Source organism: Acinetobacter sp. RIT698, assembly GCF_009668065.1.
GTDB classification, from domain to species: domain Bacteria; phylum Pseudomonadota; class Gammaproteobacteria; order Pseudomonadales; family Moraxellaceae; genus Acinetobacter; species Acinetobacter guillouiae.
In genome coordinates, this window is sequence record NZ_WJYH01000005.1 from 88,457 (window position 1) to 111,847 (window position 23,391).

At 37.5% G+C, this 23,391-nt stretch carries 22 protein-coding genes, 4 tRNA genes and 1 riboswitch; of the genes, 17 read left to right on the plus strand and 9 right to left on the minus strand.

The features are described 5' to 3' along the window. Nucleotides 1–56: 56 nt before the first annotated feature. The 3 genes from GJV03_RS03725 to pgeF all read right to left on the minus strand — a co-directional run bounded on the left by GJV03_RS03725 (nucleotide 57) and on the right by pgeF (nucleotide 3,239). Nucleotides 57–1,376 carry a hypothetical protein gene (locus tag GJV03_RS03725; protein WP_154129491.1) on the minus strand — a complete coding sequence of 440 codons (1,320 nt, stop codon included), beginning with the start codon at nucleotides 1,374–1,376 and terminating at the stop codon, nucleotides 57–59. Nucleotides 1,377–1,814: 438 nt separating this feature from the next. Further along, nucleotides 1,815–2,369, minus strand: coding sequence for a flavodoxin family protein (locus GJV03_RS03730; protein WP_056514339.1), 555 nt, complete (start codon nucleotides 2,367–2,369; stop codon nucleotides 1,815–1,817). A 126-nt stretch (nucleotides 2,370–2,495) separates the two neighbouring features. Next, nucleotides 2,496–3,239: a peptidoglycan editing factor PgeF gene (gene pgeF / locus GJV03_RS03735; RefSeq protein WP_154129492.1), complete on the minus strand. Its 744-nt coding sequence runs from the start codon at nucleotides 3,237–3,239 to the stop codon at nucleotides 2,496–2,498. A gap of 183 nt (nucleotides 3,240–3,422) precedes the next feature. Between pgeF and GJV03_RS03740 the strand changes: the two genes are divergently transcribed. Beyond that, on the plus strand, nucleotides 3,423–4,202 hold the full coding sequence (locus tag GJV03_RS03740) for a DUF4882 family protein (protein WP_105713100.1): 780 nt from the start codon (nucleotides 3,423–3,425) through the stop codon (nucleotides 4,200–4,202). A 49-nt stretch (nucleotides 4,203–4,251) separates the two neighbouring features. Here GJV03_RS03740 and rluD read toward each other — a convergent pair whose 3' ends face one another. Continuing rightward, nucleotides 4,252–5,304 carry a 23S rRNA pseudouridine(1911/1915/1917) synthase RluD gene (gene rluD, locus GJV03_RS03745; RefSeq protein WP_004722483.1) on the minus strand — a complete coding sequence of 351 codons (1,053 nt, stop codon included), beginning with the start codon at nucleotides 5,302–5,304 and terminating at the stop codon, nucleotides 4,252–4,254. A 71-nt stretch (nucleotides 5,305–5,375) separates the two neighbouring features. Here rluD and GJV03_RS03750 point away from each other — a divergent pair, with 71 nt between their 5' ends. Next, on the plus strand, nucleotides 5,376–6,398 hold the full coding sequence (locus GJV03_RS03750; RefSeq protein WP_154129493.1) for an outer membrane protein assembly factor BamD: 1,023 nt from the start codon (nucleotides 5,376–5,378) through the stop codon (nucleotides 6,396–6,398). Nucleotides 6,399–6,516: 118 nt separating this feature from the next. Then, on the plus strand, nucleotides 6,517–8,424 hold the full coding sequence (locus GJV03_RS03755; protein WP_105713101.1) for a CHC2 zinc finger domain-containing protein: 1,908 nt from the start codon (nucleotides 6,517–6,519) through the stop codon (nucleotides 8,422–8,424). A 535-nt stretch (nucleotides 8,425–8,959) separates the two neighbouring features. Here GJV03_RS03755 and hemA read toward each other — a convergent pair. Further along, nucleotides 8,960–10,246: a glutamyl-tRNA reductase gene (gene hemA / locus GJV03_RS03760; protein WP_154129494.1), complete on the minus strand. Its 1,287-nt coding sequence runs from the start codon at nucleotides 10,244–10,246 to the stop codon at nucleotides 8,960–8,962. A gap of 77 nt (nucleotides 10,247–10,323) precedes the next feature. Between hemA and GJV03_RS03765 the strand changes: the two genes are divergently transcribed. The 11 genes from GJV03_RS03765 to panD all read left to right on the plus strand — a co-directional run bounded on the left by GJV03_RS03765 (nucleotide 10,324) and on the right by panD (nucleotide 16,471). Then, nucleotides 10,324–12,036 (plus strand): tetratricopeptide repeat protein, encoded by a 1,713-nt coding sequence (locus GJV03_RS03765; protein ID WP_216070494.1) that lies wholly within the window; start codon nucleotides 10,324–10,326, stop codon nucleotides 12,034–12,036. Nucleotides 12,037–12,044: 8 nt separating this feature from the next. Next, complete coding sequence (gene lolB / locus GJV03_RS03770) at nucleotides 12,045–12,653, plus strand: lipoprotein insertase outer membrane protein LolB (RefSeq protein ID WP_004722492.1); 609 nt, start codon at nucleotides 12,045–12,047, stop codon at nucleotides 12,651–12,653. A 25-nt stretch (nucleotides 12,654–12,678) separates the two neighbouring features. Then, a complete protein-coding gene (ispE, locus tag GJV03_RS03775; RefSeq protein ID WP_016539189.1) occupies nucleotides 12,679–13,512 on the plus strand; it encodes a 4-(cytidine 5'-diphospho)-2-C-methyl-D-erythritol kinase in 834 nt (277 codons plus the stop codon). Between the two features lie 4 nt (nucleotides 13,513–13,516). After that, nucleotides 13,517–13,591, plus strand: a tRNA-Gln gene (locus GJV03_RS03780). A gap of 30 nt (nucleotides 13,592–13,621) precedes the next feature. Continuing rightward, nucleotides 13,622–13,696: transfer RNA gene (locus GJV03_RS03785), tRNA-Gln, on the plus strand. A gap of 19 nt (nucleotides 13,697–13,715) precedes the next feature. Next, nucleotides 13,716–13,790: transfer RNA gene (locus tag GJV03_RS03790), tRNA-Gln, on the plus strand. A gap of 91 nt (nucleotides 13,791–13,881) precedes the next feature. Next, nucleotides 13,882–13,956: transfer RNA gene (locus tag GJV03_RS03795), tRNA-Gln, on the plus strand. A 35-nt stretch (nucleotides 13,957–13,991) separates the two neighbouring features. Then, nucleotides 13,992–14,945 (plus strand): ribose-phosphate pyrophosphokinase, encoded by a 954-nt coding sequence (locus GJV03_RS03800; RefSeq protein ID WP_004722497.1) that lies wholly within the window; start codon nucleotides 13,992–13,994, stop codon nucleotides 14,943–14,945. A 97-nt stretch (nucleotides 14,946–15,042) separates the two neighbouring features. Beyond that, nucleotides 15,043–15,339: a 50S ribosomal protein L25 gene (gene rplY / locus GJV03_RS03805; RefSeq protein WP_004722499.1), complete on the plus strand. Its 297-nt coding sequence runs from the start codon at nucleotides 15,043–15,045 to the stop codon at nucleotides 15,337–15,339. Between the two features lie 20 nt (nucleotides 15,340–15,359). Continuing rightward, nucleotides 15,360–15,938, plus strand: coding sequence for an aminoacyl-tRNA hydrolase (pth, locus tag GJV03_RS03810; RefSeq protein ID WP_004722502.1), 579 nt, complete (start codon nucleotides 15,360–15,362; stop codon nucleotides 15,936–15,938). A gap of 152 nt (nucleotides 15,939–16,090) precedes the next feature. Then, complete coding sequence (gene panD / locus GJV03_RS03815; RefSeq protein WP_004722504.1) at nucleotides 16,091–16,471, plus strand: aspartate 1-decarboxylase; 381 nt, start codon at nucleotides 16,091–16,093, stop codon at nucleotides 16,469–16,471. A gap of 66 nt (nucleotides 16,472–16,537) precedes the next feature. On the opposite strand, the gene GJV03_RS03820 is transcribed toward panD, so the two are convergent. From GJV03_RS03820 to GJV03_RS03830, 3 genes are all read right to left on the minus strand, one after another. Then, nucleotides 16,538–17,005: a hypothetical protein gene (locus tag GJV03_RS03820; protein ID WP_056514360.1), complete on the minus strand. Its 468-nt coding sequence runs from the start codon at nucleotides 17,003–17,005 to the stop codon at nucleotides 16,538–16,540. Between the two features lie 151 nt (nucleotides 17,006–17,156). Then, complete coding sequence (locus GJV03_RS03825; protein ID WP_154129495.1) at nucleotides 17,157–17,768, minus strand: GDYXXLXY domain-containing protein; 612 nt, start codon at nucleotides 17,766–17,768, stop codon at nucleotides 17,157–17,159. Beyond that, nucleotides 17,765–19,594 carry a DUF2157 domain-containing protein gene (locus GJV03_RS03830; RefSeq protein WP_004722510.1) on the minus strand — a complete coding sequence of 610 codons (1,830 nt, stop codon included), beginning with the start codon at nucleotides 19,592–19,594 and terminating at the stop codon, nucleotides 17,765–17,767. Before GJV03_RS03830 ends, GJV03_RS03825 begins: the two co-directional genes overlap by 4 nt. A gap of 170 nt (nucleotides 19,595–19,764) precedes the next feature. Continuing rightward, nucleotides 19,765–19,922, plus strand: a riboswitch (FMN riboswitch). Nucleotides 19,923–20,030: 108 nt separating this feature from the next. Here GJV03_RS03830 and ribB point away from each other — a divergent pair. After that, nucleotides 20,031–20,690, plus strand: a complete 660-nt coding sequence (ribB, locus tag GJV03_RS03835) for a 3,4-dihydroxy-2-butanone-4-phosphate synthase (protein WP_056514369.1) — start codon at nucleotides 20,031–20,033, stop codon at nucleotides 20,688–20,690. 210 nt (nucleotides 20,691–20,900) lie between these two features. Here ribB and GJV03_RS03840 read toward each other — a convergent pair whose 3' ends face one another. Then, nucleotides 20,901–21,383: a DUF1289 domain-containing protein gene (locus tag GJV03_RS03840; RefSeq protein ID WP_004722515.1), complete on the minus strand. Its 483-nt coding sequence runs from the start codon at nucleotides 21,381–21,383 to the stop codon at nucleotides 20,901–20,903. Between the two features lie 235 nt (nucleotides 21,384–21,618). Here GJV03_RS03840 and GJV03_RS03845 point away from each other — a divergent pair, with 235 nt between their 5' ends. Together GJV03_RS03845 and GJV03_RS03850 are read left to right on the plus strand one after the other, a co-directional pair. After that, the gene (locus tag GJV03_RS03845; RefSeq protein WP_034618212.1) at nucleotides 21,619–22,551 is read left to right on the plus strand and encodes a rhodanese-related sulfurtransferase; all 933 of its coding nucleotides are present in this window, start codon (nucleotides 21,619–21,621) and stop codon (nucleotides 22,549–22,551) included. 171 nt (nucleotides 22,552–22,722) lie between these two features. Then, complete coding sequence (locus GJV03_RS03850) at nucleotides 22,723–23,298, plus strand: DedA family protein (protein WP_004722518.1); 576 nt, start codon at nucleotides 22,723–22,725, stop codon at nucleotides 23,296–23,298. Nucleotides 23,299–23,391 lie beyond the last annotated feature (93 nt).

Sequence of the window (23,391 nt, forward strand, 5' to 3'; positions counted from 1 at the left end):
CTCAATCCTATATAAGAAAAAACCTCCATCAGGAGGCTTCCTTTAGTCTTAAAGGTCTAACAGAATTTTAGATTACCATAGCAGTTAGGCGCAAAATTTTGAGTTGCTAATGGTAAATCCTTAATTGGGAAATACAGTGGTTTTGCCGATGATAAATTAATTTCACCAATATTCAAACCAAGAGCTAGACATCCAATAACTAACTGACAAGTCGGTGGATTGTTTGTCAAATAATTGCTAATACTAGGTACAACTTGTTTAAGAATATCATTGGTTACATCAATCTGATTTTTTGGTACAACTTTACCAATATCAATTTCATCTTCTATAGCTAACCACCATCCGCGATCCGCAGTATATTCAGCTCCAGGCCAGTGAACCTGAGTCGACTGTAGTGATAAAGAGAAAGGGTTGTTTAAAGGGAATTTATGAATATACCCCAGATTTTCATCGATATCCAAATCAGCCCGTAAGCCTGATATATAGCCATTTGAATTAATACTTAAAGGAATCAATGAAACAAATGGTAGATTTACCCTTGCATTAATATTTCCGCCAAAGTTTAAATTATCGATCAACGCAGTGCCTGTTAGTTTTGCAGAAGTTAAACGCGTTCCTGTTAAGGTTGTTGCATTAATCAATAAATTCGCCCTGGTTGATTGCAACTGTAAATTATAGTCATTTGTAGTAAAAGTTGGTGCAATAATAGCTATTCTAATTCGACCATTAATAGCCATTCCAGTATCGTTAATCCTCATCGCCCTTGGAGCAGTGAATCCCGTTCCTGTGGTCGCCTTAATTTTAATTGCACCACTTAAACTATTTATTCCATTGGGTAAATCAGAGTTCTCTATTCCTGTGGTTAATAAGCCTAAAACTTTTTCAGCACTTAAACGCAAACCAACCACTTCTCGTGTTGACGCAGAATTGGGGTTTTTTATCGCAAATTCTACAAAGGGATTGGTTAGTTTTGCACTTGAACCTACACGTCCTTCGCGGGTATCTGCTATACCTGAAAGACTCAGATTATCAATATCAATGTCGCAGCCGCCTGCCCCATTTACCCCACCACAACCCAGTTGTAATTTTTTAATATTGGCATTTAGGTCAAGCTCAGCTTCAAGTCCAAGTTTATAGAATCCAACATCTTGTCCTTGCATGTTATTGATTGAGTCATTTGGGGCAATATAACTCAAGCTCATCAGCGCCTGACCACTCACATCCGAAAGTTCAGAATCATTTAATTGAATTAAACTCTCAGAATGTAAAGTGCTTGCAAAACTATGGGTTGAAGAAAACAATCCAGTACAAATGAAAGCTAGTTTTGCAATTTTAATGATTTTCTTATCAATTGCTCGGTTTTTTTTGATATCCATACCATCTTCTCAGATCTTATTATGGATAAAAAATATACTAAGTGTTAAATAAAGAAAATAGCACTTCGTCGTAAATATTTATATTTTATAATTTTTATAAAATCCATATCGTTCGTATAATGATTCTAAAGGATTTTTTGCTTATATTACTTTATGTAACTAATTTTAACAATTGTATATTTATACTTAATAATATCACAATAATCCGTCCAAAGCAGATCATAAGCCACCAGTGCATAATACGTTTTCATAAATGCAAAAAATGATCATATTGATTGAATCATATTGGTATTTAAAATTGCTTCTCCCGCTGGGAGAAGGCTAGGATAAGGGGCTTTTATATTGATCTATAGTTTAAAAATGGCTTATCAAAGAAGCCTATTATAAAAGTTTTTATTTATTCTATTTTTCATTCTTTTATCGAATACCAATGAACAACTACGGCGTAATTTTATTTACTAGCAACGCAATATACTCTCCAAACCATGTTGCGGTTTGCAAGTCACCAGAGGGCGGTGTAATTTCAACAGGTGCATTATCTGATTGTGTCATTAACCCCAAATAACCCGCCATACGGTTTAAGTCTGTTGGTTTAATACCTGTAGGCATTAAAGGGAGTCCAGACCATAACATGCCATGCTGCATTGCAAAGATATTAATCTGTTGCAGTACAGATAACTTATCGCCACTTAAACCACCAGAATTGGTAAATGCGGCAGCTAGTTTGCCCTGCCAATCACGATTTTTCCAACGTTTAGAGGTAGAGTCCATAAACATTTTAAATGGACCTGTAACACTTCCCATATAGGTCGGTGAACCAAAAATAATGGCATTCGCTTGATCTAAAATATCCCAATCAATATGCTCAATATCCATTTGATGAACAGTTACACCGATCTTCTCTGCACCTTGTGCAATATAATTCGCAACTTTTGCAGTATGACCAAATGGACTGTGGTAAACGATCGCGATAGATTTAGCAGATAAAGACATATCAATTGAAAACAAACAAATTTGGTCAAGTTTAACATCAATTCATTTTTAAACAATTCTTGTAATGTTTAGAAAACCTATGACATAACACTTAAAACAACGATAAATCTATTTAAAAATAAAGATTTAATTCCGAATAAATACAAAAGTAGCCATACGCCCTGTTTTTGTATGACGACGATAAGAATAGAAATCCTGATCTTGACGATAAGAACACTGATCTCCTCCTGTAATCGTATTCACTCCATGTTGTTTAAGAATATAACGTGCAATCGCATACAAATCCGCATAGTGCTTACCTGCTTGCTCACTCTCTATAAATGCAGTGTCTAGTTCAGCATATTTAGAACAAAAAGCAGCTTTCACTTCCGCGCCAATTTCAAAACAAGGCTGGCTAATTGCTGCACCCAACCAAGCCCAAGTAGGTGGGGATTTCATATTGGCAATGGTACTTTCAATTATTCCCCCTGCTAAACCGCGCCAACCTGCATGTAGGTTGGCAACCTCAGTACCTGCGGCATTACCTAAAACAACGGGTAGGCAATCAGCGGTCATCATCATCAAGGCATGCCCCTGAGTCTGTGTGACCAAACCATCACCCTCCAATGCGCTAAAAGTCATTTCTTCATTGATGGTATGACATATTGTGCTGTGGGTTTGCGTCATCCATGTAATTTTACTAACACCCAATTCGGCAAATTCATCCAATAAAATCATACGGTGTTGTTGTACCCGTTGAGGATCGTCATTTACATGCAAAGCCAAATTAAAACCTTCAAGCTCAGGCTGTACAGATGGCAAAGCCTTTGGATGATATATATGAGTCTGACCTGCATATACACCTTGAGGTAATCCTTGAACAAATAGCATATGACTCATTTCCTCTTCAAATCATTTTCACGACTCAATAACTATAACAAATTTACTCAATCCAAAACCAATCTTCTCGTCCATTTTGTTGATTAACAAAACTAAACATTTCAACTTAATATAGTGTTGTTTTTTTAATCAAATTCATTAATATTAATTAAAACTTAAAAATAAGGACAAACCATGAAAAAATTAAAGCTTGCTGTTTTATTGAGTTTGAGTGTTATCAGCACGCAAGGATTTGCACTCTGTCGTTATGATTTAGACGGTTTTTTATCTGATCAATACAATCCTGTAGCACAAAAATTTCCTACGGTATCAGGTCAAAAAGTTTCATATAAAATTCTAAATACAACAAGTCCAATCACGTATTCTGCGAATCATAGTACATTGGAAATGACGAATAATACGATTACTGAAGGAGGATTAACATTACCTCAATCAGGCGTTATTGGACTTGAATTCAATACAGAAATTATTCCAACTGAATTAACAAACGATAGAAAAGAAACTAAAAATTATGGAATATTTGTCCAAGACAAAGATAAGAATATGCATTCAATATTCATCACCTATGCCAATAACACAGCATTAAGCTCTCAAGATAATAAAAAGAATGTAGTATTTATACTAATAGCTTCAACTCATCCAGACACTAAACAAACAGAAACTCTTTATGGTTATGGAATACCGATTGAGGGCATGCCACAACAAAATATTGGTATTTACTTTAATCAAAATACCAATCAAATTGGACTGATTGTAAATAAAAACAACTTAGGTTATGTCGCAACTTTACTGTCGAAACCTAAAGATTTCACAGTAGCCCCACAAGTCAATTTTGAGGGTTTTGAAGCCAACTCTCCATACCTAAATAAAACCATGTCATTAGAATTAGTCACGGATAAATCAAAATTTACCAATACTTTTCCTACAGGAACAAAAGATCCTTGTGGTAACTAAATCATTGTATAAAACTGCTCTCATTGAGCAGTTTTATCATGTAAATCAATTAATAGGCTTTGTTTTCAGAGCGTAAAACTTCAACCAACTCAACGAAATCATCTGACCATGGTGCTTCAAACATCATTTCTTCTTGTGTACGTGGGTGAACTAGGCCTAATTTAGAGGCATGTAAAGCTTGGCGTTTAAAGTTACGCAATGCACTGCTCAACTTTTCAGAAGCACCTGCTGGAACTTTAACTCGGCTAACATAGACTGGATCACCCACCAATGGATAACCAATATAGGTGAAATGAATACGGATTTGATGAGTGCGCCCTGTTTCAAGTTGCGCTTGTACACGGGTGAAATGTTGAAAACGTTCTTTAACATTATAATGCGTCACCGCATCACGACCACCTGGTAAAATAGCCATTTTTACACGATCTACAGGATGACGTTTAATCGGTTCATCAATCGTTCCACCTGCAATAATATGACCATAACAAATCAAGTCATATACACGGTAAACTGTTTTTTTAGCCAATTGTTTACTTAAAGAAAATTGCGCTTCCAAATTTTTAGCAACAACCAATAAACCGCTGGTGTCTTTATCAATACGATGTACTAAACCTGCACGAGTTAATTCAGCAGATTTTGGGTAATGATAAAGCAAGGCGTTCACCAAAGTACCATTTGGATTACCCGCACCAGGATGAACAACCATACCAACAGGTTTATTGATGACCATAATATCGTCATCTTCATAAACAATGTTTAAAGGGATATTTTCAGGTTGTGCCGACGTTTGTGCTTCCAATTCAACATCTAAACATAGAAGTTCATTGCCTTCGCATTTATACTTAGGCTTGACAATGTTACCATTTACCAACAAATGACCTTCTTTCATCCACTGCTTGAGTTTTTCACGAGAAAACTCGTTCCAAACCAGTGCTGCGACTTGGTCAATACGTTGCCCTAAATAGCTTTCATCCAGTTGAAATTGCAACGATAAACGTGTTGCAGTCGGCGCAGAATTATGATTATCTGCATCCTCAGAATCTTCAAGTAAATTGAAATCATTTTCTGGGAAATTAGAATTAGAAGAGTGTGCTGAAGTCATTTGCTCATTCGGACAAAAGTGGTTTAATAGCGCAATTGTAGCCTATTGCCCGTATAAACAGAGGAATTTTTATGTCGCTACCACGTTATAAAGTCACAATGCTTGCTTTAACTGTAGGCTTAGCAACTGCATTTGTCGGCTGTAGCAGCAATCCGAAGAAGGATGTTGTTGATACAGGCCCGAAATCAAATGAGCAGACTTATTACAATAATGCGATAAAATCATTAGACCGTGGGCAATATGGCGATGCTGCAAAAGCGTTAGAAGCAATGGATACTTATTTCCCGACTGGGCAATATGCACAACAAGCTCAGCTTGAATTGCTTTACACAAAATTTAAGCAAAAAGATTATGAAGGCACAATTGCACTGGCAGATCGTTTTATTCGTTTAAATCCTCAACATCCGAATTTAGATTATGCCTACTATGTCCGTGGTGTAGCCAATATGGAGCAAAATTATGACAGTTTGCTTCGCTATACATCACTAAAACAAGCACATCGTGATGTAGGTTATTTAAAAATTGCCTATCAAAATTTTGTCGACTTAATTCGTCGCTATCCTTCAAGCCAATATTCAGTTGATGCTGCACAACGAATGAAATACATCGGCCAAGAACTGGCTGAAAGTGAAATGAATACCGCACGTTTCAATATTAAACGTAAAGCGTATTTGGCTGCGATTGAACGTTCACAATGGGTGATTGAACACTATCCTCAAACACCTCAAGTTCCTGAAGCCTTAGCAACAATGGCGTATGGTTATGACAAGTTGGGCGATAAAGAAACCTCACAACAGTACATTGGCGTGCTTAAGCAAAACTACCCGAACCTCGTTAAATCCAATGGCGAAGTGAATATACGCGCAGCACGTAAAGAAGCGAGCTGGTGGAACCGTGCAACATTAGGTATTTTAGGTCGTGGTGATAAAGCAGAAGTATCAAAAGATGCGGGTTCTGAAACGTCTGATCAAGCAGAACAAAAATCAAGCTTGTTAAATAAAGTGAGTTTTGGCTTACTTGATCGTCCAAATCGTGAAGTGCCTAAAGAGCCAGCACGTGCAGATGAAAGTTTGTATGATGGACAACGTAAATAAATATTGATTGCGACAAATCAAGACGGGTTTTTACCCGTCTTTTTTATTCATAGATATTTTTAGACTCAAAACTACGTTAAACTTTAAATTGGTTTAAACGATACATGACATTAAATTTATGGCTATTCCTCAACACACGATAGATCAAATTTTGGATCGCACAGATATTGTCGATCTGATTGGTCAACGTGTGAAATTGAAAAAAACTGGTCGCACCTATTCAGGTTGTTGCCCTTTTCATCAGGAAAAGTCACCCTCTTTTCATGTCTACCGTGATAAACAGTATTATCACTGCTTTGGCTGTCAGGCAAATGGCAATGCCATTCGCTTCTTAATGGATATTGACAATCGAAATTTTGTCGATGTCATGAAAGAACTCTCCAGCCATGCAGGTGTCGAACTTCCCAAAGACAATCATGACAATAAAAAACTGTCGTATAAACGCGAAGTATCTAAACCAAAACCAGCAGTGAAGGCTGTAGACGATAAAGTAGTAGATTCTAAACCTGCTGAGCAAAAAACAGATTCTGTTCAGCCACTTGAAATTGATCCTTTTGAAGCCTTTAGCCAATATCCAGATCCTGAGCATTTCGATCCAACCCAGTTTGACTCAGTGGGTTTTGATCAGATCCCTCAAGATGGCAACCTTTATGATCTGTTAGAAAATATTGCACAATTTTATGAACGGCAATTACCCAACAGTAAAGTGGCGCAAAATTATTTTAAACATCGTGGTTTAAGCGCCGAAACAATCCAATATTGGCGCTTAGGCTATGCGCCAGAAGATTGGCAACATTTAGAAAAAGCTTTCCCACAAGATATTGAAGGTTTAAAACTACTGGGTCTGATTCGTACCAGTGATAGTGGACGTGACTTCGATTTGTTGCGTGATCGGGTGATTTTCCCGATTCGAGACAACAAAGGTCGTGTTGTAGGTTTCGGTGGTCGCGCATTGAATGACGAAATCAAACCGAAATATATTAACTCACCTGATTCTGAAGTCTTTCATAAAAACCAGTTGCTTTACGGCTTGTATGAAGGTCGGAAAGACCGAGCGCAAAATTGGCTCATGGTTGAAGGTTATATGGATGTGATTGCCTTACAACAAAACGGGATTTCTGGTGCGACAGCAACATTAGGTACTGCCAGTAATGCAGATCATTTAAATATTTTATTTAAGCAGAACAATCAAATCACGATTGCGTTTGATGGTGATGCCGCTGGACAAAAAGCAGCACGTCGAACCTTAGAAATTGCCCTACCTTTATTGAACGATGGTCGTGAACTTAAATTCTTTGTTCTACCCAAAGAACATGACCCAGATTCATTGATTCGTAAGGAAGGTTTTGAAACGTTTCAACGGATATGGCAACAATCCCCTTTATTATCGGATTTTGTCTTTGCTTTATTGAGTCAAAACTATGATGTTGCTACACCTGAAGGTAAAAGTCAGGTGATGGCTGAACTCAATCAACTGACTGAATTATTACCTAAACAAGGTTCTTACCGCTATTTATTAAGACAGTTTTTTAAAGAAAAGTTAGGTTTTAATCGAAAATGGCAACCTCAAGTCAGCTTAGATGCCTCGTTGTCATTTAATATTCGCACCAAAGATGAAGACTTTGCTGTGGCGATTTTGATGCAACATCCGTTTTTATATATTCACTTTGAAGTATTACGTGCATTGATTCATCCAGATGAATTATTGGCGCAAATCTTAGCAGTATTTGACCGTGTCTTTGACGATCTACCAGATGATCAAGAACTTGCAACCTATTATATTTTAGGTGCATGTGGTGCTTATCATTTGGAACTCTCTGAAATCATACAACGCACCAATATTCAGGCTTTGGCTGAGGCGCCTGAAATGGCAGATAAATTGGCTTCAGATTACTCTTTGGCCTTACAAGAGAAATATTTAAAATTAAAGCTTAAAGCACCAACCTCATTGAGTGAATCACGTAATTTACGTAAACAACTCAATGAACTGACTAAACAAATTAGTTTAAAGTTGGTACATCATTAATTTTCTATAACCGCTTCATTGAGCTTATCAAGTATTTTGTAATACAAAAAATTCATATGGCTATTGGCCTCTTCCATTGAGGAGCCATAAGGCTTATATAGGTTTATAAATATACGTTTTTGAAAGTTTTCATCACTAAAAAACGCGTTGGTAGGGTAATTAGAATCTGAGTGTGCATTTATACTCTCGACCATAAGTGCATCAAATATCCGCCCTGAGTAATCTAGATAAAAGCAATATAGTTTAGGTTTTTTGGGATTCTTATAGCATCGATCAACTGAATCAATTACCCCCATAATTCCACCCTGAGTAGAGAGGCTATGTAGATCCTTGATTGCTTGGTTCAATAATACATCACTGTCTTTTACAGGCTTTGCAAAGCATTCTACTGACAAACACAATGATATGAATATATATAAAGTTTTAAGGATTTTAATTGCCTTAATTTCATTATTCTAATTTGATCGCACTAGTATATACATCAATAATAGCTGGTGAAGCAAAAATATTAAATCACATTCGTTTTAAAAAATAATCACTTCGTTTTTGGTTTTCTTTCTTGTTCAAAAATATCCTGAATATTTTCTTTCATCCATTCAAAATGTGAAGGATCTTCATCCTGTGCTGCTTGACGTAACAAAATTGAAGATGGGTGCAATAACTTTTGCGTCAAACGATGTGCAAAATCCTCAAGTACATGTTGCGTATCCTCACCTGCCTGAATACGCTCTAAGGCATGCGACAACTCCATCTGGCGTTGTTCTTCACCGTGCTCACGAAACTGTTGAATCGTCCCACCTGCTTCTTTTACTTTTTGCTGTGTCACCAACTGAGTCACCAGTTGATTGACCATAACCTCTGCTTCGACCGCAGCTTGACGTCGTTGTGCTAAATTTTCATCAATTACACTTTGTAGATCATCCACACCGTATAAATACACACCATCCAAACTTTCAACTTTTGGATCTATATCACGAGGTACAGCTAAATCGACCATAAGCATTTGTTGATAACGACGTTTTTTTAAAGCGAATTTCACATCTGCATAAGCAATGACTTGATGCAAACTGCCTGTACAACTGGAAATTACATCCGCACGATAAAGCTGAGTAGTGAGTTCATCAAATGGAATAATCTCCACTTCAACACGATGCGCTATTTCTTGTGCTAATTTCTCTGCCCGTTCACGGCTTCGATTACAAATCAGGATTTTTGCAACGCCCATTTCAGCCAAGTGTTTTGCAACCAAGCTGTTCATTTCACCTGCGGCAACCACCATGACTGTAAGCTGTTCAGGCTTACTAAACACTTGCAATGCGAGTTGAGCAACAGCATATCCCATTGAGACAGCATGACTGCCGACTGCAGTTTCAGAACGTACACGTTTGGCTGCATAAAAAGCATATTCAAATATTTGATTCAGATTTTGCGAAACGATTTCAGCATCTTTTGCGATTGATAGTGCTGTTTTAACCTGCCCAAGAATTTGCGGTTCACCCAGCATCAACGAATCTAAACCACTCGCAACCCGCATTAAGTGCGAAACTGCATCAGTATTTTCATAACGATATACATGATTTGACAATTGCTTTACATCAATACCATTGGTTTGGGCGAGCCAATTTAATACCATATCGGCATTTTCAGCCATGGCATAGACTTCAGTGCGGTTACATGTTGACACCACCACCATATCATTCAAATTTTGGCGAAGGCTTTCTACGGCAAATAAATCTTTTAATCGTTCTGGATTAAAAGCGATTTGCTCACGTAGCTCAACAGAAGCAGTTTGATGGTTGACACCCAATGCAAAGAAAGACATATCAGATCATCATTTCGCTAAATTTGTGCTATTGTGCAATAACGGTGTCATAAAAAGCATACTTGGATTCGGAAAAATTGCGTCAAATAAACAACCGCTTAAGCGGCATGACAATTAAGCAATATTCTACCACATTCTTACTGGTTGGTAGCATGGCTTCTAGTGCTCATATTAGAGCATCTGGAGAATTTTATCATGCTAAATATAATACTAATGCATTAAAACAAAGTATTATTGCTGAATTTTCATTGACTTATAATGATACTGCAACTGCTTTACACAATTATACTGTGCTCGCAATTCGTAGTAATTCAACCACCATTAAGCAACGTGCCTTGAATGTTGCAATTGAACAAAACGATTTAAAAGCAGCTTTAGACATTGCCACCCATTGGGTTGTACAAGAACCTGAGGACGTTCCTGCAAAATTTTATTTGGCACATATCGCGCTCAAATCACATGAATATGAACTTGCAGCGGAGACTCTGGACAGTATTCTCAATATTGACCCCAACGCTGATTTAGAAAAGATTTTAGAAGGAATTGCACCAGAATCAGAAGTAGATCGTCAAAATCTGCTCAGTACACTGAGAGCAAGTAAAGAAAAAAATAATCCTTCTGTTTTAATTCTAATTGCGGGTTTGGAAGCACAAAACGATGAGATCGAACAAGCCTTAAAAACCGTCAATAAAGCGTTAAAAAAACGTTCAAAAGTGACTGGCTTTATTCTGATGAAAGCTAATTTATTAGAGGCTTTGGGTGACCAAGAAGCGACTTTAAATTGGTATGATCGAAGCAGTCGTAAAAACAAGTACAACTATGATATCCGTCTGGCAGAAGTCAAATATCTGATCAAGATTCATCAATCTGAATTGGCCTTAAGCAAATTAGAATCGATTATCCAAGCTTGGCCAGATGCTGAAGAAGCCCTATTTATTGCAGGTTTAACTGCGATTGATTTAAAAAAGCTGGACCAAGCTGAACAGTATTTAGTGGAATTACGCTACTCGTCACGTTATCAAAACGAAGCTTATTTTTATTTGGCAGTAAATGCTGAACGAAAGCAAAATGATGAAACGGCAAAAGCCTATTATCGTTTGGTTGATGGGAACTTATATACGGTTTCACGCCGTAATCTGGTCTCGATTTTTGAAAGACAAGACAAGATGAATGATGCTTTGCGGTTTTTAACCCAAGAACGTGTCAATTATCCACAACATGCAAGTTTCTTATATCAGGCTCAAGCCGAGATTTTAAAACGCATGGGCAATAAAAAAGCAGCGCTGAGATTACTCACTGAAGCAGTGAAGAACTTGCCTGATGATCCTGAAATTCTCTATTCAGAAATATTGCTTCTTGATCCATTTGAAGATCGTGATTTACTTGATAAAGCATTGAAACAACTCTTAACTTTAGAGCCAAATAATCCTGCTTATTTAAATGCTTATGCCTATACGCTTGCACTACAAAATAGACGTTTAGATGAAGCGCGAAAGTATGCTGAACATGCCTTAGATTCTGCACCAGATCAGGCCTCGATTTTAGATACGCTGGGATATATCACATTCTTGCAAAATGATTTTGATGCCGCCTCAAACATTTTATCGAAAGCTTATAATTTGAGTCATAGTGTAAACATTGGTATTCGGTATGCAAAATCTTTGTATATGCAAGGTGCCTTAGCTCAATTTAATGAAGTGTTACAACAACTCAAACAAAATCATCCAAATGATCCTCAATTAAATCAATTAGATTCATTAATATTACCGCAACATATTAAAAAGAGTTAATGACTTGTATGCGTCACATTCCACAGATCTTTTGCACCCTAACTGCTGTAACCGCTTTTACACTCACAGGTTGTCAACAAGTCGTCAAGCCAGCACAAACCACACCAACGCTTACAGCACCGACAGATGCCACAACGCCCCTGCAAAAACCGTCAAATCAATTTAATCTTGAAGGGAAAATTGGGGTGAAAACACCAAAACAGTCTGGCAGTGCGTTCTACACATGGACACAAGACCAACAAGATTTTAACATCCAGTTGAATGGGATCTTAGGTATTGGCAAAACTATTATTGAAGGAAAATCTGGAGAAGTTACCCTAAACAGCGCTAAAACAGGTTCGATTTCGGCTGAAACACCAGAAGAGCTGCTTGAAAAAGCCACAGGCTGGACTGCACCTATTACGCATATTGTCGATTGGGTTCAAGCTTACCCTGCCACTGAAAATGCACAAATCACCCGAGATAATACTCAACGTATTGCTCAAATCATTGAAGATGGCTGGACTGTAGATTTTAGTTATAACAATCAAGCGAGCTTGCCCAATAAGCTGATTTTAAAACAACAACTTGAATCTGGACAGGAAAATCGTATTACAATGGTGATTCAAAACCGCTAAATCTAGACCTTAGACAATGAAATCTATGATTCGTGTTCCCTCTCCAGCAAAATTAAATTTGTTTTTGCATATCACAGGTCGTCGTGAAAATGGCTATCACGAGTTGCAAAGTATTTTTCAGCTGATTGATTTGTATGACTGGTTAGAATTCATCCAAACAGAACATTCTCAAGCAGAAATCAGTCTTGAAGGTTTGAGTAACGTCGATTTGGAACATAATCTGATCTATAAAGCGATTCAAATTTTAAAACCTTATGCTACACAGCCGACTGGTTTAAAAATTCGTATCGAAAAGAATATTCCAATGGGTGCAGGTCTAGGTGGTGGTTCTTCCAATGCTGCCACCACATTGATTGTGGTCAATCAACTTTGGCAGTGCGGTTTAAATACTGAACAACTGGCTGAGCTTGGGGTTAAATTGGGTGCAGATGTTCCAATCTTTGTTCATGGTCGTAATGCTTGGGCAGAAGGTATAGGTGAACACTTAACATTCATAGACTTAGATCAAAAACAATACATTGTGTTAAAACCTGATTGTTTTATCAGCACTCAACGACTTTTTTCGCAAAAAACATTGACAAGAGATACGAAGCCTACTAAATTTTGCGCCTATCAGCTAAAGCCATCCAATTTTAGAAATGATTTTGAGCCACTGGCAAGAAATTTATATCCTGAAGTTGATGAAGCAATGCAGTATTTAGATCAGTTCGGTACAGCAAAGCTTACAGGTACAGGTGCTTGTGTTTTTGTTGAAGTCACTGAACAAATGAAGATTGATGATGTTTTAAATCATTCACCCTGCAAAGCCTATTTGGTCAACAGTTTGAATGAATCACCACTCACTCATTTTACAGTGTAATGATAGGGGCGTCGCCAAGTGGTAAGGCACCGGGTTTTGATCTCGGCATCCGTTGGTTCGAATCCAGCCGCCCCTGCCATCATTTTTCATCTGTAGATCGTTGTATTTTAGGGGCGTCGCCAAGTGGTAAGGCACCGGGTTTTGATCTCGGCATCCGTTGGTTCGAATCCAGCCGCCCCTGCCATTAAATACAACATCAAATTAGGGGCGTCGCCAAGTGGTAAGGCACCGGGTTTTGATCTCGGCATCCGTTGGTTCGAATCCAGCCGCCCCTGCCATTTTCTCAAAAAAGACAGAACGTAGTAATTTGTATTTAATGTTGATTTACCTTGACAGAGACATGCAAAAACACTAAAATTCTGCCGCATTAGGGGCGTCGCCAAGTGGTAAGGCACCGGGTTTTGATCTCGGCATCCGTTGGTTCGAATCCAGCCGCCCCTGCCATCTAATTCAAATCTGCCAACCGCCAAGGGTGCTTCATGCCCAATCTTGTCGTTTTTAGTGGAACTGCGCATCCACAATTCGCCCAAAAAGTCGTTAGCCATTTGCACATCCCTCTGGGAGCTGCTGCTGTAGGTAAATTTTCTGATGGTGAAATCACTGTCGAAATTACTGAAAATGTGCGTGGTAAAGACGTGTTTATCGTACAGCCCACTTGTGCCCCTACGAATGATAACCTTATGGAAATCTTAGTAATGGCAGATGCTTTGCGTCGTGCAAGTGCTGGTCGTATTACTGCTGTAATTCCATACTTCGGTTATGCACGCCAAGACCGTCGTCCTCGTTCAACTCGTGTTCCAATTACTGCAAAAGTTGTAGCAGACATGCTCACCACTGTGGGTATTGACCGTGTTGTAATGATCGACTTGCATGCTGACCAAATCCAAGGTTTCTTTGATATTCCTGTAGATAACATCTACGGTACACCTGCTTTGCTTGCTGACTTACGTCAACAACAACATCATAACTTGATGGTGGTTTCACCTGACGTTGGTGGTGTAGTTCGTGCACGTGCTGTTGCAAAACAAATGGGTGATATCGACCTTGCAATCATTGATAAACGTCGTCAAAAAGCCAATGAATCACAAGTGATGCATTTGATTGGTGATGTACGTGATCGTGACTGTGTGATTGTTGATGACATGGTTGATACAGCCGGTACTTTGTGTAAAGCTGCCGATGCACTAAAAACTTTTGGTGCTCGTAAAGTGGTTGCTTATGCAACGCACCCTGTACTTTCAGGTAAAGCACTCGAAAATTTAAGCAAATCTGTAATTGATGAATTGGTTGTTACTGACACAATTCCACTTTCAGATGAAGCATTAAAACTTGGTAAGATTCGCCAAGTTTCAGTAGCAAGTATGGTTGCTGAAACAATTCGTCGTATTAACAACGAAGAATCTATTAGCGCAATGTTCGATTCTTATCTATAATAGCGCCAAATTTTCAAAGCCCTACTCTTTGGTAGGGCTTTATATCACTGGGCTGGTCGAAAGTTCAGTCAATTACACTCAATGAGGAAATGTCATCATGGCAAACTTCGTATTAAATGCAGTAGCACGTGAAGAAGCAGTTCAAGGGAAAGGTTCGAGCCGCCGCCTTCGTCTTCAAAATAAAGTTCCAGCAATCATCTATGGTGGTTCTGCTGAACCTGTAGCGGTTACTTTAGAACTTCGCGAGCTTGTTAAAGCTTTAGAAAATAACTCTTTCTTTGAAGAAGTTATTGATCTTAACATCGAAGGTAAAGTTGAAAGCGTTAAAATCCAAGCTTTACAACGTCACCCAGCTAAAAACACTCCAATGCACGCTGACTTTAAACGCGCATAAGTGTTAAATGGTGTAAATGAGTGAGTAAACTTTCACTGATTATTGGTTTGGGTAATCCAGGTTCTGAATATGCCCAAACCCGCCATAATGCAGGCTTTTGGTTCGTCGAACGCCTTGCAGAACAATATGGTATTACATTAAAAACTGATTCAAAATATAAAGGAATCAGTGGTCGTGGTAATATTGAAGGACAAGATGTTCGTCTACTATTGCCCACAACATTTATGAACCTTTCTGGTCAAAGTGTTGTTCCCTTTGCAAAATTCTACCAAATTAAACCAGAAGAAATTCTCATCGCTCATGATGAACTGGATATGAATCCGGGCGTCATTCGTTTAAAAACTGGCGGTGGACATGGTGGTCACAATGGTCTACGTGACATTGTTCCTCATATTGGTTCTAATTTTCATCGCTTACGTATTGGCATTGGTCATCCCGGCGCTAAAGAAAAAGTTTCAGGACATGTACTTGGTAAAGCACCAAGCAGTGAACAGACTTTAATGGATGATGCAATACACCATGCTTTAGGCAAAACAAAATTATTGGTTAATGGTGAGATTCAGCAAGCAATGAATCAAATCAATGCTTATAAAGCATAATTTAAACCTAAATTTTATGTTCTTTGTTCAACAATTTTTCTTGCCATGATTCATTTTTAAGAGCAAAATGCGCTTTCAAATGCATCCCCCATTGAAAATTGTTGATTCAACACAAGATAACAATTGTAAGGGCTACTCTGGAGACGCAAATCATGCTATCTCGTTTATTAAAAGCAAAAATCCATCGTTGTGTTGTTACACAAGCAGAATTACATTATGAAGGTTCTTGTGCAATCGACGGTATTCTTTTGGATTTAGCTGGTATCCGTGAATATGAAGAAATTCATATGTGGAACGTGACTAATGGTAAGCGCTTTACAACCTATGCGATTCGTGGTGAAGAAGGTTCAGGCATCATTTCAGTCAATGGTGGCGCTGCACTTCAAGCTGATGTTGGTGATTTAATGATTATTGCCACATTTGGCGATTTTACCAATGCTGAAGCTGATGCGCATAAACCACGTCTTGTATATGCAAATCCAGACAATACAGTAAATCACACAGCAAACTGTATCCCTGTTCAAGTTGCATAATTGCACACAGATGATTCAAGACCCGCAATGTTGCGGGTTTTTTATGTCTATTTCACTTAATTATTTTCAATAACAGCTATTTACACCATTATCATTATAATACAGACTAATAATCCATGAGTTAACCTTATCATTCTCAATAATTTCACCACTTCTCTTTTTCAAAGTGACAGGAGATCCAATATTTAATATTTGTGTTTTATTTAAACAATATTGAAAATATCTACCTTCATCCTTTATTCTTCTCCAGCCATCAGAGACAAGTTGTTGTTGTATCCGTGTCATTTCTTCACTAGACAAATTATCTCGATGTATCCGTATTGAAGCAGATGCGTTGCCAGGCCTAATCAATGATGGAGTAAATTCTGGAGAATATTGGATAAAATACTTATTTTTAATTTCTCTAAAATTGATTATTTCTGGACTATTTGAATATGACTTATTCAAGCGACCTGAATAAAATGTAGATAAAACAAAAATAAATAGTATTAGAAAAATAATCATATGGGAAAATTTGATCTGGTTATTTTTCACAACGACTATCCATACATATTATGGCTATGAAAACCAATAAGACTAAATTCAAACTGACTTAATCCACCATTTATTCGAAGCACTTATTTCATGCATATTATTCAATGTTGCCTTAGCAAGTATCCGTTATAGTGAATAATTTGGACTTCAATTATTCAGTTCTTTCAGAACGAAATCCATCACGCCAGCGTTGTTTATTCTCACAGCCCAAATCTTGTAAATGCTCTCCTCGTAAAGATGCAAGAATCGCATTGCCATGCTGATCCACCTTAAACTCAGCATACATTGCTTGCTGATAACATTCAGCTAAACCTTCTGCAAATAAAAAGCTATTGGATGCAGGATAAAGTGATCTATGTCGATTATCCGGGTTTTTCAAAATCAATTTAACAGTTTGCGCATCTTTAGGCTTTTCAAAATAAGTATGTGCCACCTTTTTATGTTGATCCAATTCAACATAAGCCTTAACCGAAGGCTTATTTTCAATCACTTGATCAAAATAATGCCCTGAAAAGATATGATTTTCATCATTATCACTTGGATCTACATTGTTCTGATCACCCTGATTTAGCTTTTGCGGTGCAAAGTAAAGTTGATAACTCAGCACCATATAATCACCTTGTATTAACGAACGTGGATCAACAGGTTGTAAGTGGACATATATACTCTGACTATTCTTCAGATGCTGTTCATTCTTAAAAATGATGCCTAGAAAAAGAACAATACAGCTTAAAGCAAGACAAAGAGGAATGATTTTTTTCATGTATTTACTCCCTCTTTTGATTGGAATTTATGCAGCACCCAAGTCAGTACCAATAAAATTAATCCTGAGCTAAAAATACTTAGACTTTTAACAAGGAAGCTGACATTCAACGCGTAGTAAATAAACCATAAGGTTAACGCCAAAGTCACTAAAGCAAAACCATAGACAATCTTATCGTGCTGTGGCAATGCCCATGAAAGTATGGCGATACAAATAAAAATTTCAAAATAGCCATAAAATATCAGGACTGCTGCAAAAGCCAATAAAATCAATTGAGCAATCAAGCTAAATTGATTGTGAATCCTCAACACCATAAACAAAGCCAACCATAAAATAGGCAGCCCCAAGCTGAGAATAGGAAGGTATCTAATTTTCTCTAATTCATATTGTCCAAATAGTGTATAGAAACCCAAGGATGAAAGAATAATCAATAAATTCGCCAATGCTAAACTGCGTTGATATTGACTGGGTTGAATACGATGCACCCAAATCATTACCAGATAAAATCCATAACTCAGCAAGAGCAGAAATGAAAAGTTTTCAACAAAACGATGTAATCCAAGCAGAACACTTAAATCCCAAATCAACGCAATACCTGATAAATACAAGGCAAATAGTTGAATTAAAATAAAGAACCAATGGCTGCGAATAAAATAACTAAGACACAGCATGGCAAATTGAATAAAGAAAATTGGAAAGAATTGATCTGTTAATTCAAACGTGTGGAAAATCACAGCATTTTGCCCTGCGACCCATATACAATAAGCAAACTGTCTTAAAAATAAAGCTTGTTTGCTTCTTAAAATAAAGGCAGCCAATACCACAAAAATGGCCCCCATGATCAAGGAAAAATTGCCCCAAAATGTCAGCATCAATGATGCCAATAAAACACCTGCAATCCATGCCCCCACTGCGATAGGAATATTATTAAATTTGTTTTGTGGGATAAACTTAATCAATAAAAAAGTAATCAATGCAAACCAAGCGAAAACCACCAGTGCAATTGAAAATAATCCGAGCACTTCGGATTCACGAAACAGACTATTCATCCATTTGAAAATCACCAGCGTAAATGTAATCCCTAAACCTACTGCTGAAAGCACACTGCATAATTGATCTCTTTTTCGATAAAAATAAAGTAGCGCAATCGAAAGTAGAAAAAATGAAGAAATTAAATAAGCGATCTTAAGGTTTATCCATGTAAAAACCATGGCTGTGGCTAATGCTAAATTACTGTCACCATATAAAAATAGCCCCATATGCCAAATTGAAAGAATGCCAAACCATAAGACAAAGAGATAACGCAGCTTTTGATAACAACGAAGACAAAAATAAAACTGAAATAGTGAAAGGAGATTTAAGCTAAATAAAAATGTGACAGGATATTCATCAGCCCAAAATGTTTGTTTAAAAAACAAAAATAAGGTGAGTTGGCTGACAATACAGAGCAATGTAAAAACACCAATATTTGGACGATACAACCACGGCAGTAATAAAATAGACCAGATTAAAAATAGTAAATAACTATCTGCCCCTGTTTGATAAATTTGACCAATGACAGCCAAACTTAAACCAATCATCAAGCCACTTATTGTATGCAAACACTGTACTAAATAATCATGCTGAACTAAAAAAATACTTGTTACAGCACTGAGTAACAAGAAGAGTTGTGGAATTGCTAATTGAAAAAACTGAGGCAACATAAACCAATTTGCAGCGGTCAGATATAAAATACTGACTGCAATTAGAGCAAATCCCAAAACCTGTAAGTGTTTAACAAAGTCATCATTACGCCATGAATAGACATCTTGCTGAATCGTGATCAAGCTGAGTCTCCTTATTTTATGCTTTGCTATTTGTTGATCACTATGACCACAAATATTCTTTTAAATGTATAAGTTTAATTATTTTCTATAGCAACTATTGTTCTATCTATAGTACTGATCATTCTAAAAAAAAGCATCCATTTAGTAAAAAAGTGTCTATAATAAATGCACATCGCTTCAGGGCGGGGTGTAATTCCCCACCGGTGGTAAATTGGACGGATTTTCAATCCTGAGCCAACAGCCCACGAGCTTATCACGCTTAATCGTGATTCGCAGATTTGGTGAAATGCCAAAGCCGACGGTATAGTCCGGATGAAAGAAGACGACGTCACAGCTTAAAAATTTCAATATTCGCTATTGGAAAAGGTTTTGTAACGCCACTATTTCAAATGTCCTGAAATGTTCAACCGTATTTTAACTTTACGAGAGCGTTTCAATGTCTAGTTTAATTCAACCCGAAATTTTCTTTTCTGCACTATCCCCTGCAGACCAACGTATCGAACAAGCAATCGAAGATATGCGCCAAGGCAAACCTGTTTTGGTCATGGACGATTTTGATCGTGAAAATGAAGCAGATTTAATTGTTGCAGCAGAAACCCTCAATATTGAAACCATGGCACGTATGATTCGTGATGGTTCTGGTATTGTCTGCTTAACCATTACCGATGATTTAGCAGATCACCTTGAACTCCCACCGATGGTTCAGGACAATTCAAGTCAATTTAAAACGGCTTTTACCATCACCATTGAAGCAGCACAAGGTGTAACAACAGGCGTTTCTGCAAAAGACCGTACCACCACTATTCATGCTGCAATTAAAACAGGTGCTGTCGCAAGCGATCTGAATCGCCCTGGTCATGTTTTTCCATTGCGTGGTCGTAATGGTGGTGTATTAACCCGTCGTGGACATACAGAAGGTTCTATTGATTTGGCACGTTTAGCCGGTTTAAAACCCGCTGGTGTGTTATGTGAAGTGACCAATCCTGATGGAACAATGGCTTCAGGCATTCAAGTTTTAGCATATGCACAAACGCATCATTTAACGCTTATTACTATTGAAGAATTGGTTCAGTATCGTTTAAAACACAATGTCTAAGAAAATATTTTAAGTCATCACATTTAGACAGAGTAAAAAAGCCAGTTCAAATCTTTGGACTGGCTTTTTAATATTGATTAGGTATTCTTGGTTAAAGTGCGATGAAATAACAGCGCCAGTTTTTGTTTTAATTTTTTATAAGTGGCACTGATTAAAATTAAATAGCCAAAATATCAAGCTGATGAATAATAAATCATTGAAGAAATAAGTTTAAACATCTTCCAAATGTAAAATACTTTGACGAATACCGTCTGCACGTAACCATGCAAAATCATAACTTGCATTGGCCAATGCCAATACACGACGTTCAAACTCATCCCAAAGCGGTTTTACCTGTTTCGCTTGAATTCCCAAACCACTCTCTTCTGCGAGATGTTTATTTTTTTCACAAATTTTTAATGCATGATACAACTTGCGCCCTTTAGAAGCAGAATCCATCACTCGTATACGTTTACCCAAAATAAAACCTTCAATATGTCTTAAATCGGCAAAAGGTAGCATCGGAATTAAAATTTGATCGAGCTGTGCATCCAGCCTCTTCCAAACGGCTAAACGTTGCGCTGAATCATATGTATTCCATTGGATCACTTCATGATTAAAACGACGGCAACCACGACAAACAGAATCACCAAATACCGTTGAACAACGACCAGCGCATGGCGTTAAGGTGGGTATCCGACGTTCGTTACTCAAAATTTACTCCTTACATCAACGATGTGACACACTTTTTTGGCACGAAATAATCATTTCGCAATACTATATATGGTATATAAAATATTTTAAAGCACTATATTTAGTATAAAAACCCATATTTTTTTCAGGGAATAAAAAAACACTACAAAGACTAGGGTTTTCTCGCATATTCATGTAAATCACGCTAAAATATGCGCCTTAAATTTTATTCTATCTTAAATATTTGGAGTACTCCATGAACGCTACTGTAGAACAGCTTGCACCTGTAGAACAGCAAGCGACCTCTGGTTGGGTTGTTGCAGCACTTTATCAATTCAAAGAAGTTCAAGATCCTGCTGATCTTCAACAACGTCTTTTAGACTTGGTAAAAACCATCAACCTTTGCGGTACTCTCATTATTGCAGGTGAAGGAATTAACGGAACTGTTGCTGGCGATCGTCAAGCAATTGATGTCATTCATCAATTCTTATTGAATGAAGGCTTTAATAGCATGGAATATAAAGAATCACATAGTGATGAAAAGCCATTCCGTAAAATGAAGATTAAGCTAAAGAACGAAATCGTAACTTTAGGTGTAGAGGTGAAACCTCGTGATCTTGTTGGACATTATCTTGATCCAAAACAATGGAACGAACTGATTGCGCGTGATGACGTGATTTTGATTGATACACGTAATGATTATGAATATAAAGCGGGTACCTTCAAAGGCGCGATTGATCCTAAAACAGAAACCTTTCGTGAATTTCCAGAATACGTAAAAAAAGAACTTGAACAGCATAAAGATAAGAAAATTGCGATGTTCTGTACAGGCGGTATTCGTTGTGAAAAATCAACATCGCTACTGCTTCAAGAAGGTTTTAACGAGGTGTATCACCTTAAAGGCGGTATTTTAAAATACCTTGAAGAAACCCCTGCTGATGAAAGTATGTGGGAAGGTGAATGTTTCGTATTTGATGGTCGTACTGCGGTGACGCATGGTATGGAAGAAGGCGAAAATATTAAATGTCATGCATGTGGTTGGCCACTTGTTCCTGAAGAAGCTGATTTACCAAGTTATGAACATGGTGTTTCTTGCAAATATTGTATTGATAAAACATCTGAGAAACAAAAAGAAGGTTTCCGTATGCGTCAATCACAAATTACTGCTGCAAAACGCAAACGTCTTTAATCTTTATCAATTTTAAAATGCTTCACTCAACCGCAGCTTATTGGCTGCGGTTTTTATTTAGATATTTTAATAACACAACAAATTCTCACTATATTTTGATAAATGAAAACCATACCATGTTCATAACGCCCTATTTTTATATATAAAATGACTGATTGGATTATTTCGATCATGGAGCAACTTGGTTACTTCGGTATTGCTCTTTTGATGTTTTTAGACAATGTTTTCCCGCCGATTCCCTCAGAAGTGATTATGCCATCAGCTGGGTTTGCTGCATCTAAAGGTCAATTATTATTATCGGGTGTAATTATCGCAGGAAGCTTCGGTTCACTGCTTGCTGCCGCGTTGTTGTATTGGGTGGGTCGAAAAATCCCAAATCAAAGCATTTTTAATTGGGTTGACCGCTACGGTAAATACCTTTTTATCAAATCTGAAGATGTCAAAAAAGCTTTAGATTGGTTTGAAAAATATGGACATCGCGTGGTTTTCTTTGGGCGAATGGTTCCCGCAGTTCGTTCTTTGATTAGTATCCCTGCAGGCATGAGTCATATGCCCTTTTGGAAATTTATGCTCTATAGCAGCGTAGGGACTATCATCTGGACCACTTTTCTTGCATGTGTTGGTTATTATTTTGGCAACAATATAGAACTCATGCAACAAATTTTTAGTCGTGTGGGCTATGTGATCATTGTCATTGTATTAATTTTAGTTGCTTATTTTTTCTATAAAAAATCAAAAGCACGCTAAAAATTATTGTGCACCCGCATTCAGTTAAAACACACTATTTTTGTACATTGAGTCGAGCAGACAAATTTATGTTTGCTTGGCCGAGCTCTGTGT